The organism is Neoalteromonas facilis (genome assembly GCF_002807665.1).
In the GTDB taxonomy this organism is placed as follows: domain Bacteria; phylum Pseudomonadota; class Gammaproteobacteria; order Enterobacterales; family Alteromonadaceae; genus Alteromonas_E; species Alteromonas_E facilis.
Genome location: NZ_PEAY01000002.1, coordinates 396,503 through 422,163 on the forward strand (window position 1 = coordinate 396,503; position 25,661 = coordinate 422,163).

Here is a 25,661-nt window from a genome sequence, read left to right on the forward strand (position 1 = left end):
AAGTCTTTGTTCAGCCGATGACTAACTCAAACACCTTTGAGTTACGTTGGAAGTTATACAGTTGTTTTTTCTGATTCGGCAGGCTATCCAAGGTCGCAGGTTTGAAGCCCTGCTCAAGGAACCAGTGAGCCGTCACAGTGGTTAACACAAATAAGCGTTTAATCCCCTGAAATTTGGCATACTTAATGACTTCTTCGAGTAACCTTTCACCACGATTCTTTCCCCGATAATCACGATGCGTGGCGACGCATGCGAGTTCGGCACATTCATCTTCTGGGTACACATAAATGGCGGCGCAGCCAATGATCATGCCGTCTCGCTCTATGACACTGAAATGATCGATTTCATTTTCCAGTCTTTCGCGCGAACGTTTGACCAGCACACCGCTTTCTTCCAGCGGTTTGATCAAGCGTAAAATACCGCCCACGTCTTCAATAGTCGCGCGGCGCAATTGTTCATAGTGATTACGAAGCACCAGAGAGCCGGTTCCGTCACGAGTAAACAATTCTTCCAGCAATGCCCCATCTTTCTCATAGCTAATGCAGTGAGCGCGGGGGACATCTTGCGATACGCTGGTAGTCAGAGCCCGTAAAACACTGTTTTCGGTGGATATTTGTCCGTTCTGGATCAATGTGCGCAGTTGCTCTAATTCCAGCGTTCTCAGTAGTTTTCCATCCGAGTCGACTACACCTTGCCAGTGCGAGAATACGATCAGCTTGTCAGCTTTAAGTGATATCGCTGCTTGCGTGGCTACATCTTCGTGGGACAGATTAAATACTTCTCCGGTGGGCGAGTATCCCATAGGGGAGAGCAGCACGATTGAGCCATCATTGAGGTGGTCGTTGATGCCATCCACATCAATGCGCCGGACCAATCCGGTATTCTCAAAATCGATACCGTTGTGCACGCCCATCGGTTTAGCGACGACTAAATTTCCCGAGCACACCCGAATTTGGGCACCGTGCATAGGCGAGTTAGGTAGCCCCATTGTGAGCAGCGCTTCAATATGGGAACGAACTGAACCGGCAGCATCTTTGACACATTCCAATGTCGCTTTATCGGTTACGCGTGTATCTTGTTCAAAGCGCCCTTCGATGCCGCGTAACGCAACGCGTTGGTCAATTTGTGGGCGGGCACCGTGCACTAACACTAAACGAATACCCAAGCTAGATAACAGGCCGATGTCATGAATGATATTGGCAAAATTGTCATGCTCAATAGCTTCACCGCCGAACATTAATACAAAGGTTTTGCCGCGATGTGCATTAATGTAGGGAGCTGAACTTCGGAATAGCCGAATGCTGTCCTTGTCGCTGATAACCATAGTGCTTATTTTTCCATTCGCTCAAACTGTTCATCAACCCACGCGTGAGCCGCGAACAACGCATCGTTAACCGGCTCAGCACCTGTGCCACCCAAGATGTTGCGTTTATCGACAAGGTAGTCGAGCGCCAACACTGGATACACATCATCCTCGATTAACGGTGATACCTTTTGCAACGTCGGCAGATCTAAATCCTCAATACCACAACTGGATTCGATGGCTTGCAACACCGCTTTACCGGCTAAGTCATGTGCAGTTCTAAACGGTATACCCTTATCAACGAGATAGTCAGCCAGTTCAGTTGCGTTGGCATAACCTTTTTGCGCCGCGTCCCGACAACGCGCCTCGTTCAGACTCAATCCATTAAGTACCTCTACACCAATCGATAAGCAGATATGCCATTGTTTGACTGCATCCATGGCGCCTTCCTTATCTTCCTGCATATCTTTGTTGTATGCCAACGGCAGACCTTTCATGGTCACGAGTAACCCTTGCAGGTGGCCAAATACGCGCCCACATTTACCTCGCATTAATTCCAATGCATCCGGATTCTTCTTTTGCGGCATAAGTGATGAGCCGGAAGTGACATCATCTGACAATTGGGTAAATCCAGCTTCGCCGGAGTTGTAGAAAATCAAATCTTCTGCCATGCGCGATAAATGCATCATACTGGTCGACGCATTGAACAAGAGATCTAATACGAAGTCTCGGTCTGACACGGCATCTAAACTGTTCAAACAAGGAGAATTAAAGCCAAGTTCTGTCGCGATGGCTTGGCGGTCCACCGAGTATGTCGTACCCGCCAGCGCGCCGCATCCTAGTGGCGACTGGTTCATACGCTTAAGGCCATCTTCTAAGCGACTGAGATCGCGCTTTAACATTTCGACGTAAGCCAAGCACCAATGTGGAAATCTAACCGGCTGCGCACGTTGCAAATGGGTATACCCCGGCAATATCACGCTTTGATTGCGACCGGCACAATTTAACAGTGCTTTTATCAGTAGCAGTACATCATTGCGTAGGGCTTCAATATGACTTCGGCACCACAGGCGAAAATCTGTCGCGACCTGATCATTGCGGCTCCTACCGGTGTGCAATTTTTTACCGGTATCACCAATGCGTTCAATCAGTGCAGACTCTATGAAGCTATGAATATCTTCTTCTTGGCTACTGTTAAAATCCAACTCACCTTGGTTTGCTTGGGTGAGCAATTCGTTTAACGCACTCAGCAGTGCCTGATGCTCTTCATCGTTCAGCACGCCTGCTCGTGCAATCGCATTGGCCCAGGCGATTGAACCGGTAATATCTTCAGCCGCCATAACCTGATCAAACGGTAAGCTGTCGTTGACTTGTTTAAACATCTGACTCGCTTGGCCAGTGAACCGTCCGCCCCATAACGCCATGACTAATCTTCCTTATTGGATTGGTTTTTCAACGCTTTTATGCGGCTTGATAAGCTAAACAAACGAATAAAGCCTTCCGCATGGCTTTGGTCATAGACCGTATCGGCACCAAAAGTGGCAAAGTCTTCTGAGTATAAGCTGTTGGGTGAACGACGCTGAGTGACCGTTGCTTGGCCTTTAAATAGTTTAACCACAATGTCACCAGTGACTTGTTGGGCAAAACTCGCGGCGCCAGCCAACAATGCATCATTTAAGGCGGTAAACCAGCGGCCATCGTACATCACATGCGAGAATTCCAGGCCAATCTGTTCACGATACTTCAACGCTGCTTTATCGAGCACTAGGGTTTCGAGCGCTTTATACGCTTTCAATAGTACGGTCCCCCCCGGGGTTTCGTAACATCCGCGTGACTTCATACCGACAAGGCGGTTTTCAACAATATCAATTCGGCCAACACCATGAGGTGCCGCAATGCTATTGAGTTTCACCAGAGCTTGATAGGGCGATAAAGCTTCACCATCAACGTGAGTGAGGCGACCTTCACTAAAGCTCAGCATAACCTTGCCGGGTTGATCTGGGGCTTTCTCAGGATCTGTGGTTAAGGTCCACACTTGTTCACTTGGCTCACACCAAGGGTCTTCTAGCTCTCCGCCTTCATGAGAAATATGCCATGCGTTCGCATCGCGGCTGTAAATCTTTGTTGCGGACGCCGACGTCTTAATATTGCGAGCAGCCAAATAATCTAGTAGGTCTTCACGTGAAACCATGTCCCATTCACGCCATGGCGCGATAACGGTTAGATCTGGCGCGAGGGCGGCGAATGTGCTTTCAAAGCGCACTTGGTCGTTACCTTTTCCGGTACAGCCGTGGCACAGCGCATCGGCGCCAACCTTTCGCGCAATCTCCACTTGAGCTTTGGCAATAACCGGGCGTGCCATAGATGTACCCAGTAGGTATTCCCCTTCATATACCGCACCGGTTGTAATAGTGGGAAAGATAAAATCGCTGACAAACTCTTCTTTTAAGTCCACGATATGGCATTCGCTCGCGCCTGACGCGATGGCTTTCTCGTGTAATCCTTTAAGCTCTTCATCACCCTGACCGACATCGGCGGCAAAGGCGACAACCTCACAATTATAGTTCTCACGTAACCACGGAATGATAGCGGAAGTATCCAGTCCACCTGAGTATGCTAGTACGACCTTTTTGATTGCGCTCATTGATGTTTTTCCTAAACCTGTTTAATCGTTTGCTAATAATTGAACTAATATCGCGTTTTGTGCGTGCATGCGGTTTTCTGCCTGAAGCATCAGTAATGATGCCTTGCTATCCATCAGACTACCGGTAATTTCCAGGTCTCTGTGAGCGGGTTGGCAGTGCATAACGTATTTAGTGTTGCAGCCTGCCAATAGTGCTTCGTTGACCTGATAGGGCATAAACGTTTCTTTGATATCTGCTAAAGGCGTATCGTCACCCATCGATAACCAGGTATCAGTATAGATGACATCCACACCATTGCTGTTTTCTGACATTTCAGCAATGCTATTCGTTACGTGTATTTGAGTATTGGTTTTCTCTGCTATGGCCTTTGCAACCGCCAAGATACCAGCGTCGACTTCATAGCCTTCAGGTGTGACTACCCATTGATGACACCCAAGCAGAGCGCCCAATATCAGCAAAGAGTGTGTCACATTGTTGCCGTCGCCAACATAAGCCAATGTTAGGCCTTTTACTTTACCAAAGGTTTCATACATACCCAGATAATCGGCCAAGGCTTGGCACGGGTGATACTTGTCACACAGGGCGTTGATCACCGGTATGTCAGCTGAGTCATCCAACGCTTTCAACGTATCGTGACTAAATACGCGCGCGATAATCGCATCGGCCCAGCAGGCAAAGTTAGCACCCATATCGCGCACATCTTCTCGGCCTGCCAAATTATTGGATTGGCTATCCAGATAGACCAAATGCCCACCTAACTTATTAATGCCGATATCGAAGCTCACTCGGGTACGTAATGAAGGCTTCTCAAACAACGCGATCAGCGATTTTCCAGCCAAGCTTTGTGCATACTTGTGCGGCGCGCGTTTTACATCGAGTGCTAAAACGAGAAGTTGTTCGGCTTCATGTGGTTGCCAATCTGAAAATGTCAGTAAGCTTTTATGTGTCATTACGTTTTCACTTATGGTTTTACTGGGAGTATTTCTGTACCAAAAGGTACGCTATTTTGCTGAGTTGCATGGGCAATCAGCGGTTGTGTGGCAGTCCAACTACCAATAATTACACTGCGAGATAGATCTGTGGCAGCCTTTTGAGCGGCTAATACTTTGACCAACATGCCATGTTGTATCGCGCCATTATCAATTAATCGCTTGGCCTCAGTATTATCGAGTTGTTGTATGGAGCGCTTTTGATCGTCTAATACCGCATCAACATCAGATAGCAGATATAGATCAGCACTGAGCAATGCGGCTATTGCCGTGGCAGCTTGATCGGCATTAACGTTCAGCAATCGACCTTGGTGATCGCAACCTATTGAACTGATGATTGGGAAAAAGTGTGAACTCAACAGTTGATTGAGCAGAGTGGGATCATCCGGTGTCGGTTGACCAACTGCATGTAACTTGTCAGACATTACCTCACACTGAACACTGCTGCCATCAAATAGGCTCAAACCTACAGGGTTTAAGCCGGCTTTTTTGGCATCAGCACATAGGCGCTTATTCGCAGTGCCTGCTAGCGCCCCACTGATAATTGGCATTTGTTCATCCGGCGTTACCCGCAAACCTTGATATTTTTCAGTGGTATGGCCCAACTGTGTCAATAATGACTCTACGCCGTTTCCTCCACCGTGCACTAATACAACCGGACGAATTTTCTGTATTTGGAGTATGGCGTGCATGAGTGCATCGATGCAATCGGGCTTGTCCAATAGGGCGCCGCCGACTTTACATACTACTGGGTTAACGATGCTAACTGACATACTAATGACCGCCTTGCAGAATGAGACCTGTTTCGACTGACAGAGCATGTGCTAGGTTGGCGCATTGGACCGCCTGACTGGCTGCGCCTTTTAACAAGTTGTCGATGGCGCTATTGATCACAATGTAATTTGTATCCTCACAGTAACGCCAGTATAAGTCTGCGAAACATTGATTTACCACGTTATCTAGTTTGGGTGGTTGATTTAACCGCCGCACCATAGGTGCATCACTGTAGGCATCTGCGTATGCCTGATCGATTTGCTCGCCCGTTACGCCATATTTCAATTTACACACAACGGTGGCTAATATGCCGCGCTTAAAGTTACCTAGATGCGGTGTGAAAATGACGGGGGAACCCAAGAAAGCACTTATCTCAGGGCTGTGACGATGGTTAAGCACACCATAAGACTGCAAACTGACTTCACAAAAGCTAGTATTTAATGCGGCTTTCCTGCCTGCGCCGCTGACACCCGAAACGGCATTGATGACAGGTAATTGGGATAGATCGAGCAATTCATTGTGCATCAATGGTTTTGTCGCTAGTAATGATGCCGTCGGGTAACACCCCGGCACGGCTACAAACTGTGCTGCAGCGATACTATCGGCATACCACTCTGCCAAACCATATACAGCCTGACTGAGCGTAACCGGATACTTGTGCTCAAAGCCGTAATAGTGAGCAAATACGCTGCGATCTTGCAGCCGAAAAGCACCACTGAGATCAAATACTTTCGCGCTGCCCTTTAATAATTGATGGACCCAATCATGGCTAGCTTCGTGCGGCGTGGCTAAAAAGATCAGGTCAAACTCATTTGCCATACTTTCAAGTTGACTCTCATCCAGTGGGTGCAGTGGCATATCGATAATATCCACAAGTGCTGGATAGAGTTCAGATAGCGGCTTACCCGCATCTGCGCTGTTTGCTGACACGAACAGTTGCGATAACTCAAACACGGGATGTTGATAGATCAAACGTGCAAGTTCAGCTCCAGTATAGCCGCTTGCACCGACAATGCATGTTTTCATTTTTATTCAATTTAATAAGGTTGAAAAAATCTTTTTATCTTTGCTTGAACATACCATCCATATGTTTCCAAACAAAGATAAAAAGCCGTTGAGGTTAGACACTAGTCTCGTCGATAGTGCTTATTCCTGCAACAAGTCAGGGAGAATTCAATTGACAGTAAGCGGAACGATTTCATGCAATGCTTAAAGGGTTAGTTTCGACAAGGTCAGAGAATACAGTAAAAAGAATAAATATGAAATAAAAAAGAATAAAAATTCAAAATAATGGATATTGATATGACATATTGCACCCAATTTACTTGTTACCTGTGTAACTGGTTGGGCTACTTATCGTTTTCAGATTGGTTTACGCTGACTTTTTACCGCGAATGAGAAGCAACATGAATCAACCAAGGGTAGCGTTAGTCGCGCACGATCATAAAAAGGCCGATTTATTATCTTGGGTTGAGGCCAATGTAATAACGCTTGGGCAATGCCAACTGGTGGCAACCGGCACCACGGGTGGTTTGTTAGCCGATAAAACGGGTTTATCCATACATCGCTTTAAAAGTGGGCCGTTAGGTGGTGACCAGCAAATTGGTGCGCTCATTGCGGAAGGCGAACTTGATGCGTTGTTTTTCTTTTGGGATCCAATGAACCCTGCGCCCCATGACCCTGATGTAAAAGCCTTACTACGCTTGTGCTCCGTATGGAATGTGCCAGTAGCGTGCAATCGTGCGAGCGCAGACATGATAATCACCTCTCCCTTGTTCATTTCGGACGACTATCAGCGCGACATTCCGTCCTATTAACGTCAAGAAGTGATCCATATCAAGAATATCTCTTATAACTGGTCATAATTTTTACGTCGCAAATTGTATGTACTAGTCTATGCTCAAGAATAGTGCACGTTGGTATATGCGTGACATAAGCAAAGCGCCTCAGGTCGGCTGTATAACGTAGTAGAAAGGTTGTTTGATATGACACTTTATCCTTGGACTTCACAAGCGAACGGACTTTTCAAAATAGTATTAATAGCTCAGTTCTTGTTGGGGCTATTTATCGCGGGCTTTACCGGCACATGGTTACAAGCTGTTATTATTGGCGGCCTAATCGTCGCCTTTCCGTTGGTTTTACTTCAAACCAACCCCGCGGCTGCCGTTACACGACATGCTGTTGGCGTTGCCGTGCAATTGATAACGGCACTGCATATTCAACAGACCTCAGGGTTGATTGAAATGCACTTTGAAATATTCGTGTTGTTGGCGTTTCTAAGTGTTTACCGGGATTGGCAAGTGATCCTCACCAGTACCTTAGTCGTCGCGGTTCATCACATTCTATTTTTCATACTCCAAAGTAACGGCGTAGGCGTTTATATATTCCAAGAGGGGTATGTAACCTTGTGGATCTTAGCGATTCATGCTGGTTTCGCTGTGGCAGAGGGTGGGGTCTTAATTTTTACCACAAAAGCCAGTGAGCAAGAGGCTCTGTCGGGCTTTGTATTGACCAATACCATTGCATCTATATTTAAGGATAGTAGCCGTATTAACCTGAATGTAAATGTTGAAGGTAACGGGCGTGAGATAGAGCAATTTCGGCGTCTGATTGAAGGGGTTAAAACCGTTGTAGGTAGCGCCAAAGAAACCAGTCTTAGTGTGCTCAATTTGTCTGAAATAGTGACCGATAGCGTGTCGAAGGTAGAAACCTCATTATTCAAAAGTACTGACCAAGTGAATGCTATCGCCACCGCAATTGATGAGATGACAGCAACAAATGACGAGGTGGCCAAGCAAGCAGACAGTGTTTCCGAGCTAGCTTCGTCATCGGAATCAGACGTATTGGATACCAAAGCAACAATCGACAGCGTCAGTCATGATATTCAGGCATTAAACGTGGCACTGCGTGATACCTCCGACACAATTGAACACTTGTCCTCAATGTGTAATGACATTGATAGCGCGATGGCTGCGATTAAATCTATTTCAGAACAAACCAACTTATTAGCGCTCAACGCTGCGATTGAATCAGCGCGTGCAGGGGAGCACGGAAGAGGGTTTGCGGTTGTCGCTGATGAAGTAAGGCAGTTATCTATTCGGACCAGTGAAAACGCGGAAGACATTTCTAAAATCACGGCCAAATTGATCACTGAGGCAATGACGTCCGTTGAAAAAGTAAAGGGCTGTGTATCTCAAGTGGAAAGCAGCGTTGAGTTATCCAATGGGGCGGGAGAGAAGACACTGTCAATTACCCAAAGTATTCAACGCTTAAATGAGAATATAGAGACGGTTGCCACGGCAACGGAAGAGCAGTCAAAGGTATCGGGTTCGATTGCTGAGGCGTCAAATGTGTTATTAGCATCGTCACAAGAGCAAACCAAAGAAGCGAAATTGTCATTTGATAAGATCCGTCAATTACGCAGTGAGATCAATGCATTGAATAAACAGTTGGCACAATTTGATACGCCGTGAAGTATCACGCTTTTTGGTTCGTTGGCTTATTGTGGTTTGCGCTGGTGTTACTTTTGTTAGGTTGGTTTGCGACCGAGCAATTGGCGGTATTTGATCATAATGGCAAACTCTATGACAAAATAACTCAGGAAGATTCATTAGTGGCAGCACTAACAGCCAGCGGTGCTGAACTGCCGCAAGGCGTTAAAGTGGCCATTCATATTGAGGATAAGCAATGCTTGTGTCAGTGGGTGGCAACAAAGCATATAGTGTCAGTAAAATCGCTTGCCGAAGCGCAAGGATTTATGAATCTATCAATCACTCTAGATGATATCCCGAGCCTCCAAGACTGGATCCCATCAGTTCCCGCTATTATTTTGCTGTCTGAACGGCACGATATTGTGTATGCCGGACCTTATTCAGCGGGGATGTACTGCTCTGCCGGAAACGGTATCGTCGAGCCCTACATAACAAAAGCGCCAGACCTTGAATTAGGTCCAGCGGTGCCGTTTGATGCTGAGGGCTGTTATTGCCCTCAATAGACTAGAACGTTAATTAACTGTGTCGCGGGCCTTTGCGCATTAATCTTGACAAGCGTTGCTGTTGCTCCTCGGTCAATTGATTGAAGATTTGATGACGCATATAGGCATGTTCTACAGCCTGCTCCATGGCCACGGGCTCGAATTCGGCATAAAGCGATTCCCATGCAGCAAGGTCAAACACTGATTGTTGAATAATATCCCTTTCGGTTTGCTTTAGACTCTGCATTTGCGCGCGAAAAGCGGTTTGTTTGCTTTTGAACGTCGTTTCTATCGACTTGATGGCACTCATTTGCTCATCAGTAAGTGCTAACTTATGGCTGAGTTTGTCCCATTTCTTTTCTCTATCACCGCCACGTTCACCGCGCTCGCCTGATTTATCAGCCATGCGCTGACTGAGCGTCTGTTGCTGTTCTGAGTCGAGTAATTGCCATACGTCATGCATTAAGGTTGCCCGGTTTAACATCGCTTCTTTGCGTGAATCGGCGTGCTCTAAAAAGGCTTGCTGTGCAGCATCAGCATCCCAACTTTCACTTTGTACTATCGCTGACATGGTATCTCGCGCTTCCCTTCTTGCCTCCTTAAAATCGCCCCGAGATGTTCGGGCAGATTCGAGTATCAGTTTAACCTCCTCCCGTTGCTCCGCGGTTAATGATAATTGCTTTAGCTCTTTAAGTAGTGGCGTGCCTCGCTTGCCTTTTTCATGCGCGTAACTGCCTGCGCTAAGTGACAATGCACACAATGTGATAACGACCGGAATGTAACGTTTCATGATTCACCTCTTGGGTTCGGTTTAGTAACGTTTTCAGTCTATGGGATTGAACGCAAAGAAACGCAAAGCCTATGTAAAGGTTGTGTAAAGCTCGGCACATAAAGGTGTATCACCGGACGAAACAGCGTAATCTACATAGGCAGATTAACGCTATCTTGGTTGAGTATGGAACAAAAAACACTTCTGATCATTGATGATGACCAAACACTGACAGAGTTGTTGGTCAGTTATTTCGAGCCACAACACTATCGGGTTATTGTCTGTTCAGACGGACGTTCAGGTTTATTCGAAGCCACATCAAGAACGGATATTGATGTTATCTTGCTGGATGTGATGATGCCTGAACTGGATGGCTTTGAGGTGTTGAAGCGACTGCGACAAACACATCTGACACCGGTAATAATGCTCACAGCGAGAGGAGACGATTTTGATCGGGTATTGGGTCTTGAGTTAGGCGCGGATGATTATTTACCTAAGCCTTTTAATCATCGGGAACTATCTGCGCGGGTAAAAGCGCTTATTCGGCGCAGCGAACACGCATTGTTGGCTGTCAGTCAGCAAGACATAAACGTTGGTGGGATCCGCATTAGTCCGGCTAAACAAATGGCCTATGTGAATGACACCGCTTTGAGCTTAACCATGACAGAATTTATGTTGCTGAAGCTACTTACTTTAAATTGCGGTGAAGTTGTGACCAAGCAAAAAATCAGTGAGCAGGTGTTAGGACGACGTTTAGCCGCGTTTGATCGAAGTATTGATATGCATGTGAGTAACGTACGAAAGAAATTGGCTGAGCAAGGCATTATCGACGCAATTAAAACGGTGCGAGGGGCCGGTTACACCTTAAGCGAGTTAGGCTAATGAACTGGCGTCGATTTGACCCTAGAAGAAGCTTTTTCGGGCGTATATTTTTATGGTTTTGGCTGATCACACTGGTAAGTTTGGGTGCCGGTATATTTGCCTCTCGGTTTTTCGCTCCATCGTCAGAGTTTTCAACCCCAAGCGCCGGGCAATTAGCGCAATTGCAGCGTGTCTCTGAGCGGCTCGCGGAATTGCCTATTACCAATAGAACTTCATTGATGAAGTCCTTGCGTAGAGTTGGCGGGCGTTTTGAAACGGCGGTATTTGTTATTGATGTGCAAACCAATGAGTTTGAGTTTGGCTTTCCACCGCCCCCTAGACCGAGCATGCGTTCATATATTGGGCTCGTTCAAGCCGAAAAGCCGGTCGTTGTAACCCGCGGCAATGAGCAATTTATTGGCCCCGCTATTGTGCGCATCGGCAATCGAGAGATGGCCGTGTTTGTGGGCAATTTAAAACATCAGGATACACCTCGCTTAGCGATGGCCATCAGTTTTGTTGTGGTAGCGCTTTTGGTCAGTGGACTTCTTTGCTACGGGCTGGCAAGAAGTTTTTCCCGGCCGGTAAGAGAAATTCAACGCGCCACGGACAGGCTTGCGGGTGGCGATTTAAATGCCAGAGTGACGTTGTCGTCTAAACGCAACGATGAACTGGACGCGTTATCTTCGGCCACTAATCAAATGGCGTCTCAGTTGCAAAAGCTGTTCAGTGAGCATCAGCGCTTTTTGGCTGATATTTCGCACGAACTACGCACCCCATTAACCCGACTTCAAATCGCCATTGGCGTCGCTGAACAACGCCTTCAAGCAAATTCTGATTTGTCTGCAACAGATCGACAAGTGGATATTGACATGCTTGAACGCGTCAGCAAAGAAACTGAGCAGATGGAAGGCATGATAGCGCAGTTGTTATGGTTGTCGCGCCTCAACAGTGACAGCGTTCAAGTAGAGTATGAACAAAAGCCACTATCTGAATGGATTGAAACGTTGTTTTCTCCTTTAGTCGACGATTTATCCTTCGAAGCTGATGCAACAGGTAAAAGCGTGTTATTTGAATGCGACGTGAATAAGCCTGAGCCTGTCGTAACCTTATGTCGAGATTTGTTGTTAAGTGCCTTAGAAAACGTCTCGCGCAATGCAATTAAATATGCCAAACAAACAGTAGCGCTGCGTGTATCAGTACAAGCACAGCAGCTTGTTATTGAAGTGAGCGATGATGGTAAAGGGGTTAAACCACAAGAGCTGGACGCATTATTTCGTCCATTTTATCGCACAGACGACAGCCGAACCCGAGATACCGGCGGCGTTGGGTTAGGTTTAAGTATTGCACAGCGTGCAATTGAGCGACACGGTGGTAATATACGCGCTATCTTACGTCAGGACATACAAGGGCTTACGGTGATCATCGAGTTGCCGTTAGAGAGTGGTACTAGCCATGTGGGCAATCATTCATGAGCATGAACTTACAGAGCGCCACGCTAGTGACATAGAGGTGTTTTGGCAAACGCAGGTAACGCTTGGCAAATTCAGTGGTCAGCACGGCGCCAATATTCACTATGCCCTGGTTCAGCCAGAAAACCCCAAAGCACATATCGTATTCTCCAACGGTCGCATTGAAACGCTATTGAAGTATAAAGCGTTCGCGTTGGAGTGTTATCAAAATAACATCGCATTGTATATGTTGGATCATCGAGGGCAGGGGTTATCTGACCGAATGATCAAAGATCCGCAGCGTGGGTATGTCGAAAAGTTCGATGACTATGTGCAGGATTTGGCAACATTCGTAGAGCAAATTGTGATGCCACTGTCGGGGCCCAAACCGGTTCTTGCATGCCATTCTATGGGAAGCGCAATCGGTTATCTTACCGCGTTACAGCATCCGAACTTGTTCTCGCGCGTATTATTTTGTTCACCCATGTTTGGGGTTAAACCTGCTATTCCCAAAGCGTTGTTGGCCGTTCTCTTGAAAGTTGGGATCACCACCAATCGCTGGTTTGGCCGCAAGCCTTGGTATGCCATTGGACAAGGGCCATATATAGACATTCCATTCAAGTTGAACATCTTAACCCACAGTGATACTCGCTACCGTATTTTTAGAGCGGAATATAAAAAAGCACCGCAGTTGCAGTTAGGTGGTGTTACGTTTCATTGGCTTGAACAAGCGACCAAAGCAATGGATAAGATAGAGGCGTCTGCCCCAGAGTTTCCATTGAATTGTAAAGTTTTGATGTCAGGTGCTGACAAGGTGGTTGATAATAAGCGAATTGCGCGAGTGGTAAATCGTATGCCGACATGTAGCGTGTTGAAAATTGAGGGTGCACGACATGAATTACTGTTTGAACGTGACGATTTACGCGATCAAGCGCTAACAGCATTGTTTGAATATGCCACCACACCTGAAGGAGAAGCGACGCCCAATGATTGATATTGTGTTGTATCAACCTGAAATTCCCCCGAACACTGGCAACATTATTCGATTGTGTGCAAATACAGGGTTTTCACTGCATCTTATCGAGCCACTTGGCTTCGATTGGGATGACAAAAAGGTCAGGCGTGCTGGGTTGGATTACCATGAATTTGCCGAGGTTAAGCGCTATCAGTCACTCAATGATTATATCCACACTCGACAGCCGAAGCGGTTGTTTGCGTGTGAAACCTGCGCGACCCAATTTCACTCTCAGGCGAGTTATCAAGCGGGTGATGCGGTTTTATTTGGTCCGGAAACCCGAGGACTACCTGATGATGTTATGGACGGCATCGCGGCGGAGCAGCAAATAAGAATTCCAATGCTGCCCAAGAGTCGCAGTATGAACTTGTCGAACGCGGTATCTGTGGTTGTGTATGAAGCCTGGCGTCAGTTGGGGTATCCCAATGCCTGCTAATGAATAGAGTTAGCTTCGATACAGTGTTTTGATAATGTGAAAGCCAAAGCGCGTTTTGATTGGGCCGTGCAATTTTAAAATAGGCTTCTTGAACACGACATCATCAAAAGCTTTCACCATTTGACCGCGTCTGAATTCACCCAAATCGCCGCCTTTTTTGCCGGATGGGCAAATTGAATAGCGCTTGGCTAACGTCGCGAAGTCTTTTCCTTTGGCTAATTGAGCAAGGATTTCATGAGCTTGTTTCTCGGTTTTAACCAAAATATGGATTGCACATGCGGTCGCCATAACGTCGCCCAAATTTGTATTGTTGGTGTATAGTATCAATCCCATCGACAGGGAACAAAGTTTTCAGACTGAATGAGAACAAATGATTCAGGTCAGTAATATTGTGTAATGGAGATATATCTATGCGTTTAATTATGATAGGTCTGTTAGTCAGCATTAGCGCTTCCGCATTTGCGGCAAATGTTGTGCGTTTATCAGAGCCTGTAGCAGTGTTTGAAGACTCTGAGGTGTTTGGCAGTGTTATCGACCCGACTATTCCACAAGTCACATTAGCAGAGTTATTAGAACAGCCAGAGCGCCATCAACAAGCGTTCAGGTTAACGACAACTGTTACTCAAGTGTGCCAAAAGAAAGGCTGTTTTTTTATTACCCAACTGGGTGAACAAACGTTGCGCATTGCGTTTAAGGATTATGCGTTTTTTATTCCATCAGACAGTACCGGTAAGCAGGTAACGCTGGTTGGAGAGTTGATCAAAAAGCCATTGTCAGAAGAGCAAGCGGCGCACTTCAATGCTGATATGGGGCCAAATGAAACCGCAATGGTTGCCGGAGAGCAATACGAAATCCTGGCGTCAGGCGTGCAGATCTTTAATTAATTTTTTAGCATTTCACTAACGGGAAGGGATCCATTGGTCCCTTCATATTCTCTTTTCATCACAACCTTCAAAAAACTTCACTTTTTTTCAATAAGATTTCCAGTGCATAAATATTCCACTTCACAAACTATGCGCGGAAGAAGCCTTCAACCCGCATGCTAAAATCTTCACATGAACGCCCTGCGGAGTAGAAAAGGCCATCGAGTATTTGGTTGGTGGGAGGCGCGAGTTAACTATTTATCCTAAGCGGTGGGTTAAAAGCATGTAAATTGGAATAAATATTCATTTATTGGCCTTGAGTTGAATTTTTTGTACTAAATTGGGGCTTGAAATTAGCGTTAAATGTGTCGAAGCTACGAAATAGGAGTAAGTGACTAAGAGTGAAAAGGCAGATGATTTTCTTTTGTTGGACGGTGAGTAATCGTCGTAGGTGTTCCATCGTTTTACCTGTGGAACAGTAAAAAGTTGCTTGGCTCACAGCTCTTTTGGCACTCGTATGTCCGATAATCAACATCAACAAGTCTTGCTTCAAGTTGAGAGATATTTTGCCAACGACCAATTGGCTCATGCCATTGCGCTTTTGAACCAATATTTAAAACAATCCCCCTTCTTCTACCAAGGTTGGTTGAGACTCAGTAAATGTTTGTTTCATGCGAATTACTTTACGCAAGCGTCAGACATTGCGAGACATGCTGAGCAATTTGATCCATTCGTGAAAGAGTTTGAGCGTATACAGCACTGTATGCAGCAAGAAGCGCTGAGTGAGGCAAGCAGAATAGCATCGAGTATGCTCGAAAAGTGCCCGCATCATCCCAGAGCTATATTCACACTCTCTCACCTCGCACTGCTGCAAAACAGGCCAGAGGAAAGTGTAGCGTTGTTGGAAAGAGAAATTCCGCATTTACCGGCTAATATCACACTTCGTAACATGCTGGTCGATAGTTATTCGCGCTCTGGCAATTTTACTCTGTCATTGAAGTCGGCTCATGATATTGTTGAGTTTCACGAATCCTTTGATTCGCTTTGGAAGTGGATTGGATTACTCCTTAAGTACAGTCAACATGACACGCTCATTGACGCTTGCTCAAGGGCTGCAGAGTACGCCGTCAATGACACGCTCAAGCAAAGTCAGTTAGCCCTCATTAAAGGACAGGCGCTCCGTATCAAGGGGGAACGCGACGCAAGTGTTTCGGCCCTGAAGTACAGTATCAGTCAAGATCCCAACAACACAGAGGCATGGTTGGCATTGGCGGATATGAAAAACTACACATTCAATAAGGATGAGACGCAACAAATTCGTGCCACCCTTGAATCAACCAAACTGTCTCGAAAGTCAAAGGCCATCGCTACTTTTGCTTTAGCCAAAGCAACCGAAATGTCGCAAGGCATAGCGCAAAGTATGCCGCTATATGAGGAAGCTAATAGGTTAGCTGCATCTGATAAGTTCTTTACACAGAGCATGCTGGAAGAATTTGATGCGAGAAGAAAGGCGTTTTCACGTGAGTCATTATCCACACAAGCGTTGCCTCTCGAAAATCAACCGCGCCCGATTTTTATTGTTGGTATGCCTCGCTCGGGCTCGACTCTTGTAGAGCAAATGCTCTCCAGTCACCCCGAAATTGAGGGAACCATTGAACAGCCGACATTACCGAGCGTTGAACTGAAAGCCAATAATTTGTGTCGTGCAAAATATCAGTCCAGCTTATTCAACTCGGTAGGCAGGCTTACACAAGAAGAGTTATCCCATTTGGGGGTGAGTTATATTGAGCAAAGTAGGCTTTTTAGGCATACAGATCTCGCCTATTTTATCGATAAGCAACCCTTTAATTATCGTCTCATTGGGCTTATTCACAAGATCCTGCCTGACGCCATTATTATTGATGTTCGACGCAGTCCCATGGACTGTGGATTCAGCCTGTTTAAGCAATATTTCTATTCGGGAGTTGAATTCAGTTATCGGCTTAAGGATATAGCTGTTGCTATTAATGCGTATAACGCCTTGATGGACCACTGGCACGAGGTATTGCCGAACAGTATTGTTACGGTTCACTATGAAGACCTGGTCAACGAACCCGAAAAACAGCTAAAACGTTTGCTAACTAAAATAGGTATTTGTTTTGACGAACAATGTTTGAATTTTCATGAGAACAAGAGAAGCGTCCATACCGCAAGTAGCGAACAAGTGAGAGAGCCTTTGCACAATCGAAGCATTCATGGGTGGCAAAAGGCTGAAGGTTGGCTCAAAGAACTTCAGGATAATTTACAGATAGTAAGCCCGACTATTTAAATCGAATGCCAGTAATTACCTTGGCTTTGATTAAATGTATGGATGTTTTATTTGATTTTTTAAAGCGTCTGTACTGCACTGTACAGGTGCAAAGTGTTGCACTGAAATGAATCATATGTTGGTCGTTTGTATTAGACGTCGAGTATGGTCCGCTGCATATGGCGGTTGTCCAAGGTGGCATAAAGTATGCTGAAAACAAGATAAAACAAATACATAGTCCGTTGAGGAAATACGAAATGAATGCACACACACAAAACCACGGCATTAAGCGATCGGCAGTGTCGGTATGCATAGCGACCGCGCTAGGCTTAAGTGCCGCAGGGACGGTAGTCGCTCAAGAAACTCAGGCTGAACAGGAAGCCGCTGTTGAAGTGATTAACGTCACTGGCTCCAGAATACCCACCGACCCGAATGTTGTTTCATCTGTTCCCATCCAGTCTTTAGACAGCAAAGATATTGCGCTATCGGGCGAATTAAACCTAGCAGATGTAGTTAATGATATCCCAGCGTTGATTTCATCAACTACGTCTGAAAACAGTTTAACCGGCGCCAATGCACTTAACCTACGTGGTTTGGGTGAAGACAGAACCTTAACATTGGTGAATGGGCGTCGCCATGTGGCCGGCTTCCGTGGTTCTCAAGCCGTTGATATCAGTACAATCCCACGCGCGTTGGTTGAACGCGTTGAAGTGACTACAGGCGGTGCATCGGCTATTTACGGTGCTGACGCGGTAACGGGTGTGGTTAACTTTATATTAAAAGATGACTTTGAAGGCATTCAATTGAACGCTACCAGCGCCGTGCCCGAAGAGTCTGGCGGTGAAAGCTTCGCGTTTGACGGTGCATTTGGTAAAAACTTTGATAATGACAAAGGCAACATCGTATTAACACTAAGTCTCGAAAAAGAGGGTGAGTTGCTGCACGGTGATCGTGATTGGTCTAAAAACAACGGCTTGCACTCAATTGTGCCGGATCCAAACGATAGCAGCAGACGTATTTTGGCCAATGACGTGCGTTATTGGTTAACCTCCAACGAAGGTTCAATCGCGCCTACCTTTGGTGGCCGAGATATTCTCTACGTCGACATTAACAGCAACGGCATCCCTGACTGTCAAGAATCACTAGGTGGTCAAGTGGGTTATCTTGCAGGGTGCTGGATCACTAACCCCGACGGTACTGTGCGTGTAAACAGTGATGGTCCAATATACGACGGTCTACTCAGTAGTGGCGGTGATGGCGGTCGTTTTAACTTTGATAACGACACTTTGATGCCTGACACCGACAAGGTGGTGGTGAACTTAAACGGAAGTTATCAAGTTAATGACGATCTAAGAGCGTTCTTTGAAGCGAAGTATGTCAACACAGAAAGTAATGTGTTTGCAGAATATGACTCATACTATGACACCTTATTTATCCTACCAGACAACCCGTTTATTCCTGAACAGTTACTGCCTGTTGTCGAGCAAACTGGCGGCTTGCTGTTAACTCAGGACGCTATTAATTGGGATAATGATGCGACGACCTACGAGCGTGAAACAATGCGTTTTGTCGGGGGCTTTACGTGGGATTATTCATATGATCATTCACTTGAATTTGCGGTTAACCATGGTCGCTTTACCAATACAACGGATTATACAGACCAATATTTAGACCGTATTTTCGCCTCTATCGATGCGACGACTGATGCTAATGGCAATATTGTGTGTCGCTCGGACCTTGATCCGAATGCAGCATACGAAATTGACTACTTCGCCTATAACGTGAATTACGCCAATGGCGATTTCTTCAGTGACCGATATTATTCATTCACGCCAGGTGATGGTCAGTGTGCGCCTCTTAATCCATTTGGTTTGAATGCGCTAAGTGATGAAGCAAAAGAATTTATCTCAGTACGTAAGCAAGATAAGCTGACAGTAGAACAAACAGTTCTTTCATTGACAGCCGTTGGCTCATTTGAAGTATTAGAAGACTTCTTGGACGATGCAATCGGCTATGCGGCTGGTATTGAGTACCGCGAAGAATCCAGTGACAACCGTTTGGATCCTGTTGAGTTGGGTATTCTTCCGCAGGGTACTTCTTACACACCTGGCGTATTGGTTAGTGAAGTTTCTCCTTGGTTGAACTTCTTAACCGGTATCGACAACGTACAGCAGTTTAATACGTCTGGGGAATACGATGTTTGGGATACATTCGTTGAAGTGCGTCTACCTATATTCTTCGATCGTGAATTTGCTTATGAATTTACCGTCGACGGTGCCGTACGTATGGCAGACTATTCAACATTAGGTAACGCGACAACGTGGAAACTAGGCTTCTCTTACAGCCCAGTTGAAGACTTTAACTTACGCGGTACCATCTCAGAAGCGGTGCGTGCGCCGAACATCACTGAATTGTTTGATCCGCAGTTACCTATCACGGTCAATCTAAATGAAGATCCTTGTGACCCAGCTAACGTAAACGCCGGTACAGCTCAGCGTCAAGCTAACTGTGTGGCTTCGTTGCAAGCGGCAGGGGTGGCAACATCAGAAATATTGGATGCCAATGGTAACTATATTTGGTTAAATCCATTAACCGCACGTTTCAGCGGCACATCAGGTGGTAACCCAGACCTTGACGTTGAAACAGCAGAAACCTTGACATTGGGTGCGGTATTCAAACCGAGCTTTATTGAAGGTTTAATCATTACATTGGATTATTGGGATGTTGAGATTGATGATGCGATTGATGCAGTAGACCCTTCAGATGTATTAGATGGTTGTTTTGACTCCGCAAACTTCCCTAACCTCGGTTTCTGTAGTCAATTCTCACGTCGTGGTGACGGCGGCTTGAATAGTTTGACCACGGGTGAATTAAACTTTGCTCGTATAGAAGCTGATGGTATCGACTTCTCGGTGAATTACACCTTTAGTGTAGATGAGAATGATTTTGGTATCAGTTTAGTGGGTACGCGTCAGAAAGCGCTGAATCGCTTCTTTAACCCAACCGATCCAAATGATGTGGATGTTGTGCTTGAAGAAGTTCAAACACCCAAAACGTCAGGTAATGTTGAGTTAAGCTGGACCCGTGGGCCTTTGAGCATGGCGTTCCAAACAACCTATCAAAGCCGACAGGCCTATGGTTCAGTTGAAAGCTCGTTAGGTATCAATGGCAATGAAGCGTTATTTGGACCAGGTGGTGGTTTCTACAGCAGTACCGTGATCCACGATATCAATGCAAGCTACGAAATTGATGAAAACCTATCAGTATTTGGTGGTATCAACAATATCGCTGACGAGAGTCCGTTCTTGACTGAACTTGCATGGCCAGTAAGCCCAAGAGGACGTACGTTCTTCATCGGCGTGAATTACTACATGGAATAAGCCGTTACTCTATTCATAATGGAAAGTAGCAAAGCCCAGCGTAAGCTGGGCTTTTTTGTTTTGTGCATAAAGCCACGAAAGTAATCGGTATTGATGATTTAGCAAAAGGTAGATGTTTCAGGCTGAGTCACAAGCCAACAAACCTCCAAGACCATAGTGATGCAGTCGTTCAAAAGCCCTGTTAGCAATGAATAGGTTTGTTTTTCCCAAGCTCATGTATGTCATCGTCATTGAGATCTTTGCTCAACCTAACCCTGCCTTGCAGTGAAATGACGAGGGCGCGCTTTAATCGCGGGTTTTTACTCTTGGGACAAAGCTTGATAGTGGTCGGTGTACCAAGCTGACCACTGGCGTGGAATGCCACTTGCCGATTGGGCCCGTGCATGTTGATGGAATCACTGACAACACTGGTTGCGAATAGCAAGGGTTCGTTATTGTCGCGTTGCTTATTTTGATTGCTGTCGGCAAAGACCATTTTGCTCTGCTGCCAGTTAGTAAAATCGCATTTTCTAGTATTCAGAGTTGGGCACAGTGTTATGGTGGTTTGGTCGTCAATTGCGCTGGCTCGTGCCATCCGAATAGTCGCACTGAGGCTATTTAACTCGCTGATGACGCGGGTTTTATTGATCAAAATGGTCATATTGGGTAGCGCGATTGTCAAAATGATAGCCACTATCGACATGCTAACTAGCAATTCAACTAAGGTAACCCCTTGCGATTTAGTGTTCTTAGAGAGTTTCATTCTTTCTCTTGTGTGGGTTAAGAAAGAGACAGATTAGGCGTGTTTAGAGGCACAGCCTACTGGTTAGAAGGCCAGAATAGCTGAATTACTCGGCTTTTTGCTCGCGACCCAATAACGCCATTGCGGCGTCCTTCGCTGATTTCTCCTGATAAAGTACTTGGTAAATTTGTTCACTGATGGGCATTTCTACGCCTTCACGCTGGGCTAATATGTGCACTTCTTCAGTATTGCGATAGCCTTCAACGACTTGACCGATATCTGCCATGGCCTTTTCCACACTGTGGCCTTGCCCCAATGCGATGCCGAAACGGCGGTTACGGCTTTGATTATCGGTGCAGGTTAAGACCAAATCACCTAAACCGGCCATACCCATAAACGTTTCTGGTTGTGCGCCAATCGTCACGCCTAAGCGAGTCAATTCAGCCAGTCCACGTGTGATTAACGCGGTTCTTGCATTGGCACCGAATCCGAGGCCATCAGCCAGCCCAGCGCCTATGGCGATAACATTTTTAACAGCACCACCCAGTTGCACGCCAATAAAATCGGGATTGCGATACACCCTAAAGGACTTAGGACAATGTAACTTGTCTGCGAATTCTGTTGCGAGCCTATCATCGGTAGCCGAAAGTGATATTGCAGTAGGTAAGCCGGCTACCATCTCTTTGGCAAAAGTGGGCCCGGACAATACTGCCATGGGGATGGCTTCACCTAGGATATCCTTGGCAACTTCTTGTAATAATCTGCCCGTGCCAGGCTCAAGGCCCTTGGTTGCCCAAATGACTCGGTGACTATCACGCAGAAAAGGTTTGATGCTTTCTAAGGTTTGTTTAAACGCATGGCTGGGCACAACAATCAGTAAGTCATCGCTCTTGCCAATAGCGTCTTTTAGGTTTGCTTCAATATGCAGCGCCTGAGGAAATGTTGCGCCGGGTAGATAGCGAGCATTTTGGCGAGTCTGCGCCAATGCTTGCATATGCTCACTGTCCCTACCCCAAAGATAGGTTGGAACGCCGTTGCGCGCTAAGCAAAACGCCAGTGCAGTACCGTAGGATCCTGCCCCGAAAACACTGACTGGCGTATGACTCATATTAAGCGTCTGCTGGCGCTTGTTGAGCAGCTTGCTGTTCTTCTGCGCGTCTTTGCAAGTGTGCGGCGAAGATCGCATCGAAGTTAATAGGAGCTAGGTTCACTGGCGGGAATGTGCCACGATTTACCATGTTAGATACTGCTTCGCGAGCATATGGGAATAACAAGTTAGGGCAATATGAGCCTAACAAGTGCGCTTTGTTTTGATCTGGCATTTCGCCTACAGCAAAAAGACCCGCTTGTTGCACTTCGCACAAGAACGCAGTTTCTTCACCAAGCGTAGCGGTAACCGTGATGGCTAACACAACTTCAAATGTCGACTCGTTGACTTGGTTTGTGCGCGTGTCGATGTCTAATTTTATCTCCGGCTTCCACTCTTTAGTGAATACTGCAGGTGAATTCGGTGTCTCAAACGAAATATCTTTAGTGTAAATGCGTTGGATATTGAATTGAGCGCCTTGAGTCTCTTCAGCGCTTGCTGCGCCGTTGGTTTGCTGTTCTTCTGCCATTTGACTGCCTGTATAGGTTTATTTATTCCGCTGAAAGCAGCGGATCAAGTTTATGTTGTGATTCGAGCATATACATATCGTCGCAACCGCCAATATGTTTGTCGTCAATAAATATTTGAGGAACAGTGTAGCCACCGTTCGCTCGGTTTATCATTTCGTCACGCAATTCGGGTTGTTTATCAATTGGATATTCGACAAAGCTTACACCCTTGCTCTCAAGAAGCGCTTTTGCTCTATGGCAATAAGGGCAATACCCTTTTGTGTAAATCTCAACCTTACTCATACAATGCTCTACTGTTATTTAGCTATTGGGAGGCCGGCTCCCGTCCATGCACCGTAGCCACCCTTTAAAACAGAGACTTGAGCGAACCCTGCTTTGCTTAGTTGTGAAGCGGTTTTGCGCGCGCTGTGCCCCATGGCACAAACTATAACAATGGGTTTATCTTTGTGTTTTTCAAGCTTACTAAAATTACCTTCGCGAATTTCTTCAGGTTTTAACTGGCGAGAGCCGAGAATATGACCTTTTTTAAATTCAGCCGGTGGGCGAATATCAAGAACCACAGCATCTTGCTTATTAATTTGCAGCGTCGCGTCATGTGTAGAGACTTCTTTAATAGGAGAAACGGCACTGCTGATATAGCTGTATACCAACATGATGACGAGTGCGACCCAAATAGCCGACAACAGAAAATTATTGCCGGCAAACTCGATGATTTGTTCCATGAACTTCGGCTCCGTAAAGCGCAACAAAAAAAGAACGCAAAGTATATAGAAAAATATCAGTATTGAAAGCCATGAACAGCGATCTAGCGCCAACTATAGCGTCTGGATCTAGCTTTAAACGAATCAAACTGGGAAAGATGTTTATAAAAGTGCTGGATACTGGTACTTTTCATGCTCTGTTTTATATCAATTATTGTCATTCACTGCCTTGAGGACACCATGGACAACGCTGCACAACAACCAAAGAAAACACTTGCTTTACTGATTCTGGATGGATGGGGATACCGAGAAGAAACAGAAAATAATGCTATTGCAGCGGCGAACACCCCGAACCTTGATCGGTTAACTCAAGAATACCCTTCTACGCTTATCTCAGGTTCGGGTTTAGATGTTGGGTTGCCTCACGGGCAAATGGGTAATAGTGAAGTCGGGCACGTAAACCTAGGTGCGGGTAGAGTCGTCTACCAAGACTTCACGCGTGTCAGTAAAGCTATAGAAGAGGGCACGTTTCAAACCAACAAGGTACTGCTAGAGGGTATCGATGGTGCTGTAAATGCCGGTGCTGCGGTTCACATTATGGGATTGATGTCGCCAGGTGGTGTCCACAGTCATGAAGAGCACATTTTTGCCGCGATTCAGTTAGCCGTGGCTCGTGGTGCCTCAGAAGTCTATTTGCATGCCTTCTTGGACGGTCGGGACACGCCTCCGCGTAGTGCGCAAGCGAGTCTAGAAAAAGCCGATGCTTTGTTCGAGTCACTTGGCACGGGGCGAACAGCAACGTTAGTAGGGCGCTACTATGCTATGGACCGTGATAATCGATGGGAGCGGGTACAACAAGCCTATGATTTGCTAACCCAAGGTAAAGCTGAATTTACCGCTGATTCTGCGGTAGAAGGCCTATTGGCAGCCTATGAGCGTGACGAAAATGATGAATTCGTCAAGCCAACAACGCTGGGCGAAGCCGCGACAATTAGTGACAATGATTGCGTGATTTTTATGAATTTCCGCGCGGATCGTGCACGTGAACTAAGCCATGCCTTTGTTGACCAAGAATTTAATGGTTTTACCCGCGCTAAAACCCCGAGTTTGACGGCCTTTATCTCGCTAACAGAATATGCTGCGAATATCCCTTCTAAGATTGCATTTCCATCTGAAGATTTAGTCAATGTGATGGGGGAATGGTTGGCGAAAAAAGGCAAAACCCAATTGCGCATATCTGAAACAGAAAAATATGCCCACGTAACTTTCTTCTACAGTGGTGGCAGAGAAGACGAGTTTGAAGGCGAAAAACGTATTTTGATCCCATCGCCAGATGTCGCCACATATGACCTACAGCCTGAAATGAATTCAGTGAAATTGACGGATGAGTTAGTCGCGGCAATCAATTCAGGTGAATTTGACGTGATCGTGTGCAATTTCCCCAACGGCGATATGGTTGGCCATACCGGTAATTTTGATGCAGCGGTAAAGGCTTGTGAAGCGGTCGATACCGCAATTGGTCGGATTGTTGAGGCGTTGCAACAGCATGGCGGTGAATGCCTAATTACAGCAGACCATGGCAATGCTGAACAAATGCGCGATTTATCCACTGGACAGGCGCACACAGCCCATACCAGTGAGCCAGTTCCTTTTATCTATGTGGGTCGAGACGCTGACATTAGAACGGGGGGAACGCTAAGTGATGTAGCACCCACCATGCTGCACCTTATGGGGATGGAGCAACCGCAAGAAATGACGGGCACATCCATACTCACCCTTAAATAACAGAAGCCTTTGCTGTTTTGTTGAAGGTAACTTCGCTAGACTGGCACGATGTTATTTAATCGGTGTAGCAATTTGCGAGCAGTCACTCAGT

At 46.1% G+C, this 25,661-nt stretch carries 24 protein-coding genes; 11 read left to right on the plus strand and 13 right to left on the minus strand.

The window, feature by feature from the left end; translation table 11 throughout:
- Positions 1 to 10: 10 nt before the first annotated feature.
- From argA to argC, 6 genes are read right to left on the minus strand one after another with little or no spacing between them, the layout of a single operon-like run.
- Positions 11 to 1,324 (minus strand): amino-acid N-acetyltransferase, encoded by a 1,314-nt coding sequence (gene argA, locus CSH93_RS07960; protein WP_100642701.1) that lies wholly within the window; start codon positions 1,322 to 1,324, stop codon positions 11 to 13.
- A gap of 5 nt (positions 1,325 to 1,329) precedes the next feature.
- A complete protein-coding gene (argH, locus tag CSH93_RS07965) occupies positions 1,330 to 2,727 on the minus strand; it encodes an argininosuccinate lyase (protein ID WP_100642702.1) in 1,398 nt (465 codons plus the stop codon).
- 2 nt (positions 2,728 to 2,729) lie between these two features.
- Positions 2,730 to 3,947, minus strand: a complete 1,218-nt coding sequence (locus tag CSH93_RS07970; protein ID WP_100642703.1) for an argininosuccinate synthase — start codon at positions 3,945 to 3,947, stop codon at positions 2,730 to 2,732.
- Positions 3,948 to 3,968: 21 nt separating this feature from the next.
- Positions 3,969 to 4,898 (minus strand): ornithine carbamoyltransferase, encoded by a 930-nt coding sequence (locus CSH93_RS07975; protein ID WP_100642704.1) that lies wholly within the window; start codon positions 4,896 to 4,898, stop codon positions 3,969 to 3,971.
- Positions 4,899 to 4,909: 11 nt separating this feature from the next.
- A complete protein-coding gene (gene argB / locus CSH93_RS07980) occupies positions 4,910 to 5,710 on the minus strand; it encodes an acetylglutamate kinase (protein WP_100642705.1) in 801 nt (266 codons plus the stop codon).
- A gap of 1 nt (position 5,711) precedes the next feature.
- Positions 5,712 to 6,737: an N-acetyl-gamma-glutamyl-phosphate reductase gene (argC, locus tag CSH93_RS07985; protein WP_100642706.1), complete on the minus strand. Its 1,026-nt coding sequence runs from the start codon at positions 6,735 to 6,737 to the stop codon at positions 5,712 to 5,714.
- Between the two features lie 380 nt (positions 6,738 to 7,117).
- Here argC and CSH93_RS07990 point away from each other — a divergent pair, with 380 nt between their 5' ends.
- The 3 genes from CSH93_RS07990 (at position 7,118) to CSH93_RS08000 (ending at position 9,705) form a co-directional block, all read left to right on the plus strand.
- On the plus strand, positions 7,118 to 7,528 hold the full coding sequence (locus CSH93_RS07990) for a methylglyoxal synthase (RefSeq protein WP_100642707.1): 411 nt from the start codon (positions 7,118 to 7,120) through the stop codon (positions 7,526 to 7,528).
- Between the two features lie 168 nt (positions 7,529 to 7,696).
- Positions 7,697 to 9,184 carry a methyl-accepting chemotaxis protein gene (locus tag CSH93_RS07995; RefSeq protein WP_100642708.1) on the plus strand — a complete coding sequence of 496 codons (1,488 nt, stop codon included), beginning with the start codon at positions 7,697 to 7,699 and terminating at the stop codon, positions 9,182 to 9,184.
- Complete coding sequence (locus CSH93_RS08000; protein ID WP_100642709.1) at positions 9,181 to 9,705, plus strand: DUF6436 domain-containing protein; 525 nt, start codon at positions 9,181 to 9,183, stop codon at positions 9,703 to 9,705. The genes CSH93_RS07995 and CSH93_RS08000 overlap by 4 nt, the downstream gene beginning before the upstream one ends.
- A 13-nt stretch (positions 9,706 to 9,718) precedes the next feature.
- Here the strand turns inward: CSH93_RS08000 and CSH93_RS08005 are convergent, their stop codons facing one another.
- Positions 9,719 to 10,474, minus strand: a complete 756-nt coding sequence (locus CSH93_RS08005; protein ID WP_100642710.1) for a Spy/CpxP family protein refolding chaperone — start codon at positions 10,472 to 10,474, stop codon at positions 9,719 to 9,721.
- Between the two features lie 165 nt (positions 10,475 to 10,639).
- Here CSH93_RS08005 and CSH93_RS08010 point away from each other — a divergent pair, with 165 nt between their 5' ends.
- Genes CSH93_RS08010 through trmL form a run of 4 tightly spaced genes read left to right on the plus strand, consistent with a single transcriptional unit; the run spans position 10,640 to position 14,216 of the window.
- Positions 10,640 to 11,335 carry a response regulator transcription factor gene (locus tag CSH93_RS08010; protein WP_100642711.1) on the plus strand — a complete coding sequence of 232 codons (696 nt, stop codon included), beginning with the start codon at positions 10,640 to 10,642 and terminating at the stop codon, positions 11,333 to 11,335.
- Positions 11,335 to 12,789 (plus strand): ATP-binding protein, encoded by a 1,455-nt coding sequence (locus tag CSH93_RS08015; protein ID WP_100642712.1) that lies wholly within the window; start codon positions 11,335 to 11,337, stop codon positions 12,787 to 12,789. The genes CSH93_RS08010 and CSH93_RS08015 overlap by 1 nt, the downstream gene beginning before the upstream one ends.
- Entirely contained in the window at positions 12,770 to 13,759 is a 990-nt protein-coding gene (locus CSH93_RS08020) for an alpha/beta fold hydrolase (protein WP_100642713.1), read from the plus strand. The genes CSH93_RS08015 and CSH93_RS08020 overlap by 20 nt, the downstream gene beginning before the upstream one ends.
- Positions 13,752 to 14,216 (plus strand): tRNA (uridine(34)/cytosine(34)/5-carboxymethylaminomethyluridine(34)-2'-O)-methyltransferase TrmL, encoded by a 465-nt coding sequence (gene trmL / locus CSH93_RS08025; protein WP_100642714.1) that lies wholly within the window; start codon positions 13,752 to 13,754, stop codon positions 14,214 to 14,216. Before CSH93_RS08020 ends, trmL begins: the two co-directional genes overlap by 8 nt.
- Positions 14,217 to 14,225: 9 nt before the next feature.
- On the opposite strand, the gene ppiC is transcribed toward trmL, so the two are convergent.
- The gene (ppiC, locus tag CSH93_RS08030) at positions 14,226 to 14,504 is read right to left on the minus strand and encodes a peptidylprolyl isomerase PpiC (RefSeq protein ID WP_100642715.1); all 279 of its coding nucleotides are present in this window, start codon (positions 14,502 to 14,504) and stop codon (positions 14,226 to 14,228) included.
- Positions 14,505 to 14,626: 122 nt separating this feature from the next.
- Between ppiC and CSH93_RS08035 the strand changes: the two genes are divergently transcribed.
- The 3 genes from CSH93_RS08035 (at position 14,627) to CSH93_RS08045 (ending at position 20,746) form a co-directional block, all read left to right on the plus strand.
- Positions 14,627 to 15,100 carry a DUF4920 domain-containing protein gene (locus tag CSH93_RS08035; protein ID WP_100642716.1) on the plus strand — a complete coding sequence of 158 codons (474 nt, stop codon included), beginning with the start codon at positions 14,627 to 14,629 and terminating at the stop codon, positions 15,098 to 15,100.
- A gap of 496 nt (positions 15,101 to 15,596) precedes the next feature.
- Positions 15,597 to 17,387: a tetratricopeptide repeat-containing sulfotransferase family protein gene (locus tag CSH93_RS08040; RefSeq protein WP_100642717.1), complete on the plus strand. Its 1,791-nt coding sequence runs from the start codon at positions 15,597 to 15,599 to the stop codon at positions 17,385 to 17,387.
- A gap of 236 nt (positions 17,388 to 17,623) precedes the next feature.
- Positions 17,624 to 20,746 carry a TonB-dependent receptor domain-containing protein gene (locus CSH93_RS08045; protein ID WP_100642718.1) on the plus strand — a complete coding sequence of 1,041 codons (3,123 nt, stop codon included), beginning with the start codon at positions 17,624 to 17,626 and terminating at the stop codon, positions 20,744 to 20,746.
- A gap of 181 nt (positions 20,747 to 20,927) precedes the next feature.
- Here CSH93_RS08045 and CSH93_RS08050 read toward each other — a convergent pair whose 3' ends face one another.
- From CSH93_RS08050 to CSH93_RS08070, 5 genes are all read right to left on the minus strand, one after another.
- Positions 20,928 to 21,488, minus strand: coding sequence for a GspH/FimT family pseudopilin (locus CSH93_RS08050; RefSeq protein WP_100642719.1), 561 nt, complete (start codon positions 21,486 to 21,488; stop codon positions 20,928 to 20,930).
- An 85-nt stretch (positions 21,489 to 21,573) separates the two neighbouring features.
- Complete coding sequence (gene gpsA / locus CSH93_RS08055) at positions 21,574 to 22,575, minus strand: NAD(P)H-dependent glycerol-3-phosphate dehydrogenase (RefSeq protein ID WP_100642720.1); 1,002 nt, start codon at positions 22,573 to 22,575, stop codon at positions 21,574 to 21,576.
- A 1-nt stretch (position 22,576) separates the two neighbouring features.
- The gene (gene secB, locus CSH93_RS08060) at positions 22,577 to 23,083 is read right to left on the minus strand and encodes a protein-export chaperone SecB (protein ID WP_100642721.1); all 507 of its coding nucleotides are present in this window, start codon (positions 23,081 to 23,083) and stop codon (positions 22,577 to 22,579) included.
- A gap of 22 nt (positions 23,084 to 23,105) precedes the next feature.
- Positions 23,106 to 23,366 (minus strand): glutaredoxin 3, encoded by a 261-nt coding sequence (gene grxC / locus CSH93_RS08065; RefSeq protein ID WP_100642722.1) that lies wholly within the window; start codon positions 23,364 to 23,366, stop codon positions 23,106 to 23,108.
- A gap of 14 nt (positions 23,367 to 23,380) precedes the next feature.
- Positions 23,381 to 23,806, minus strand: coding sequence for a rhodanese-like domain-containing protein (locus tag CSH93_RS08070; protein ID WP_100642723.1), 426 nt, complete (start codon positions 23,804 to 23,806; stop codon positions 23,381 to 23,383).
- A 219-nt stretch (positions 23,807 to 24,025) separates the two neighbouring features.
- On the opposite strand from CSH93_RS08070, the gene gpmI reads away from it, so the two are divergent.
- Positions 24,026 to 25,570 (plus strand): 2,3-bisphosphoglycerate-independent phosphoglycerate mutase, encoded by a 1,545-nt coding sequence (gpmI, locus tag CSH93_RS08075; protein WP_100642724.1) that lies wholly within the window; start codon positions 24,026 to 24,028, stop codon positions 25,568 to 25,570.
- The last annotated feature ends 91 nt before the right edge of the window (positions 25,571 to 25,661 follow it).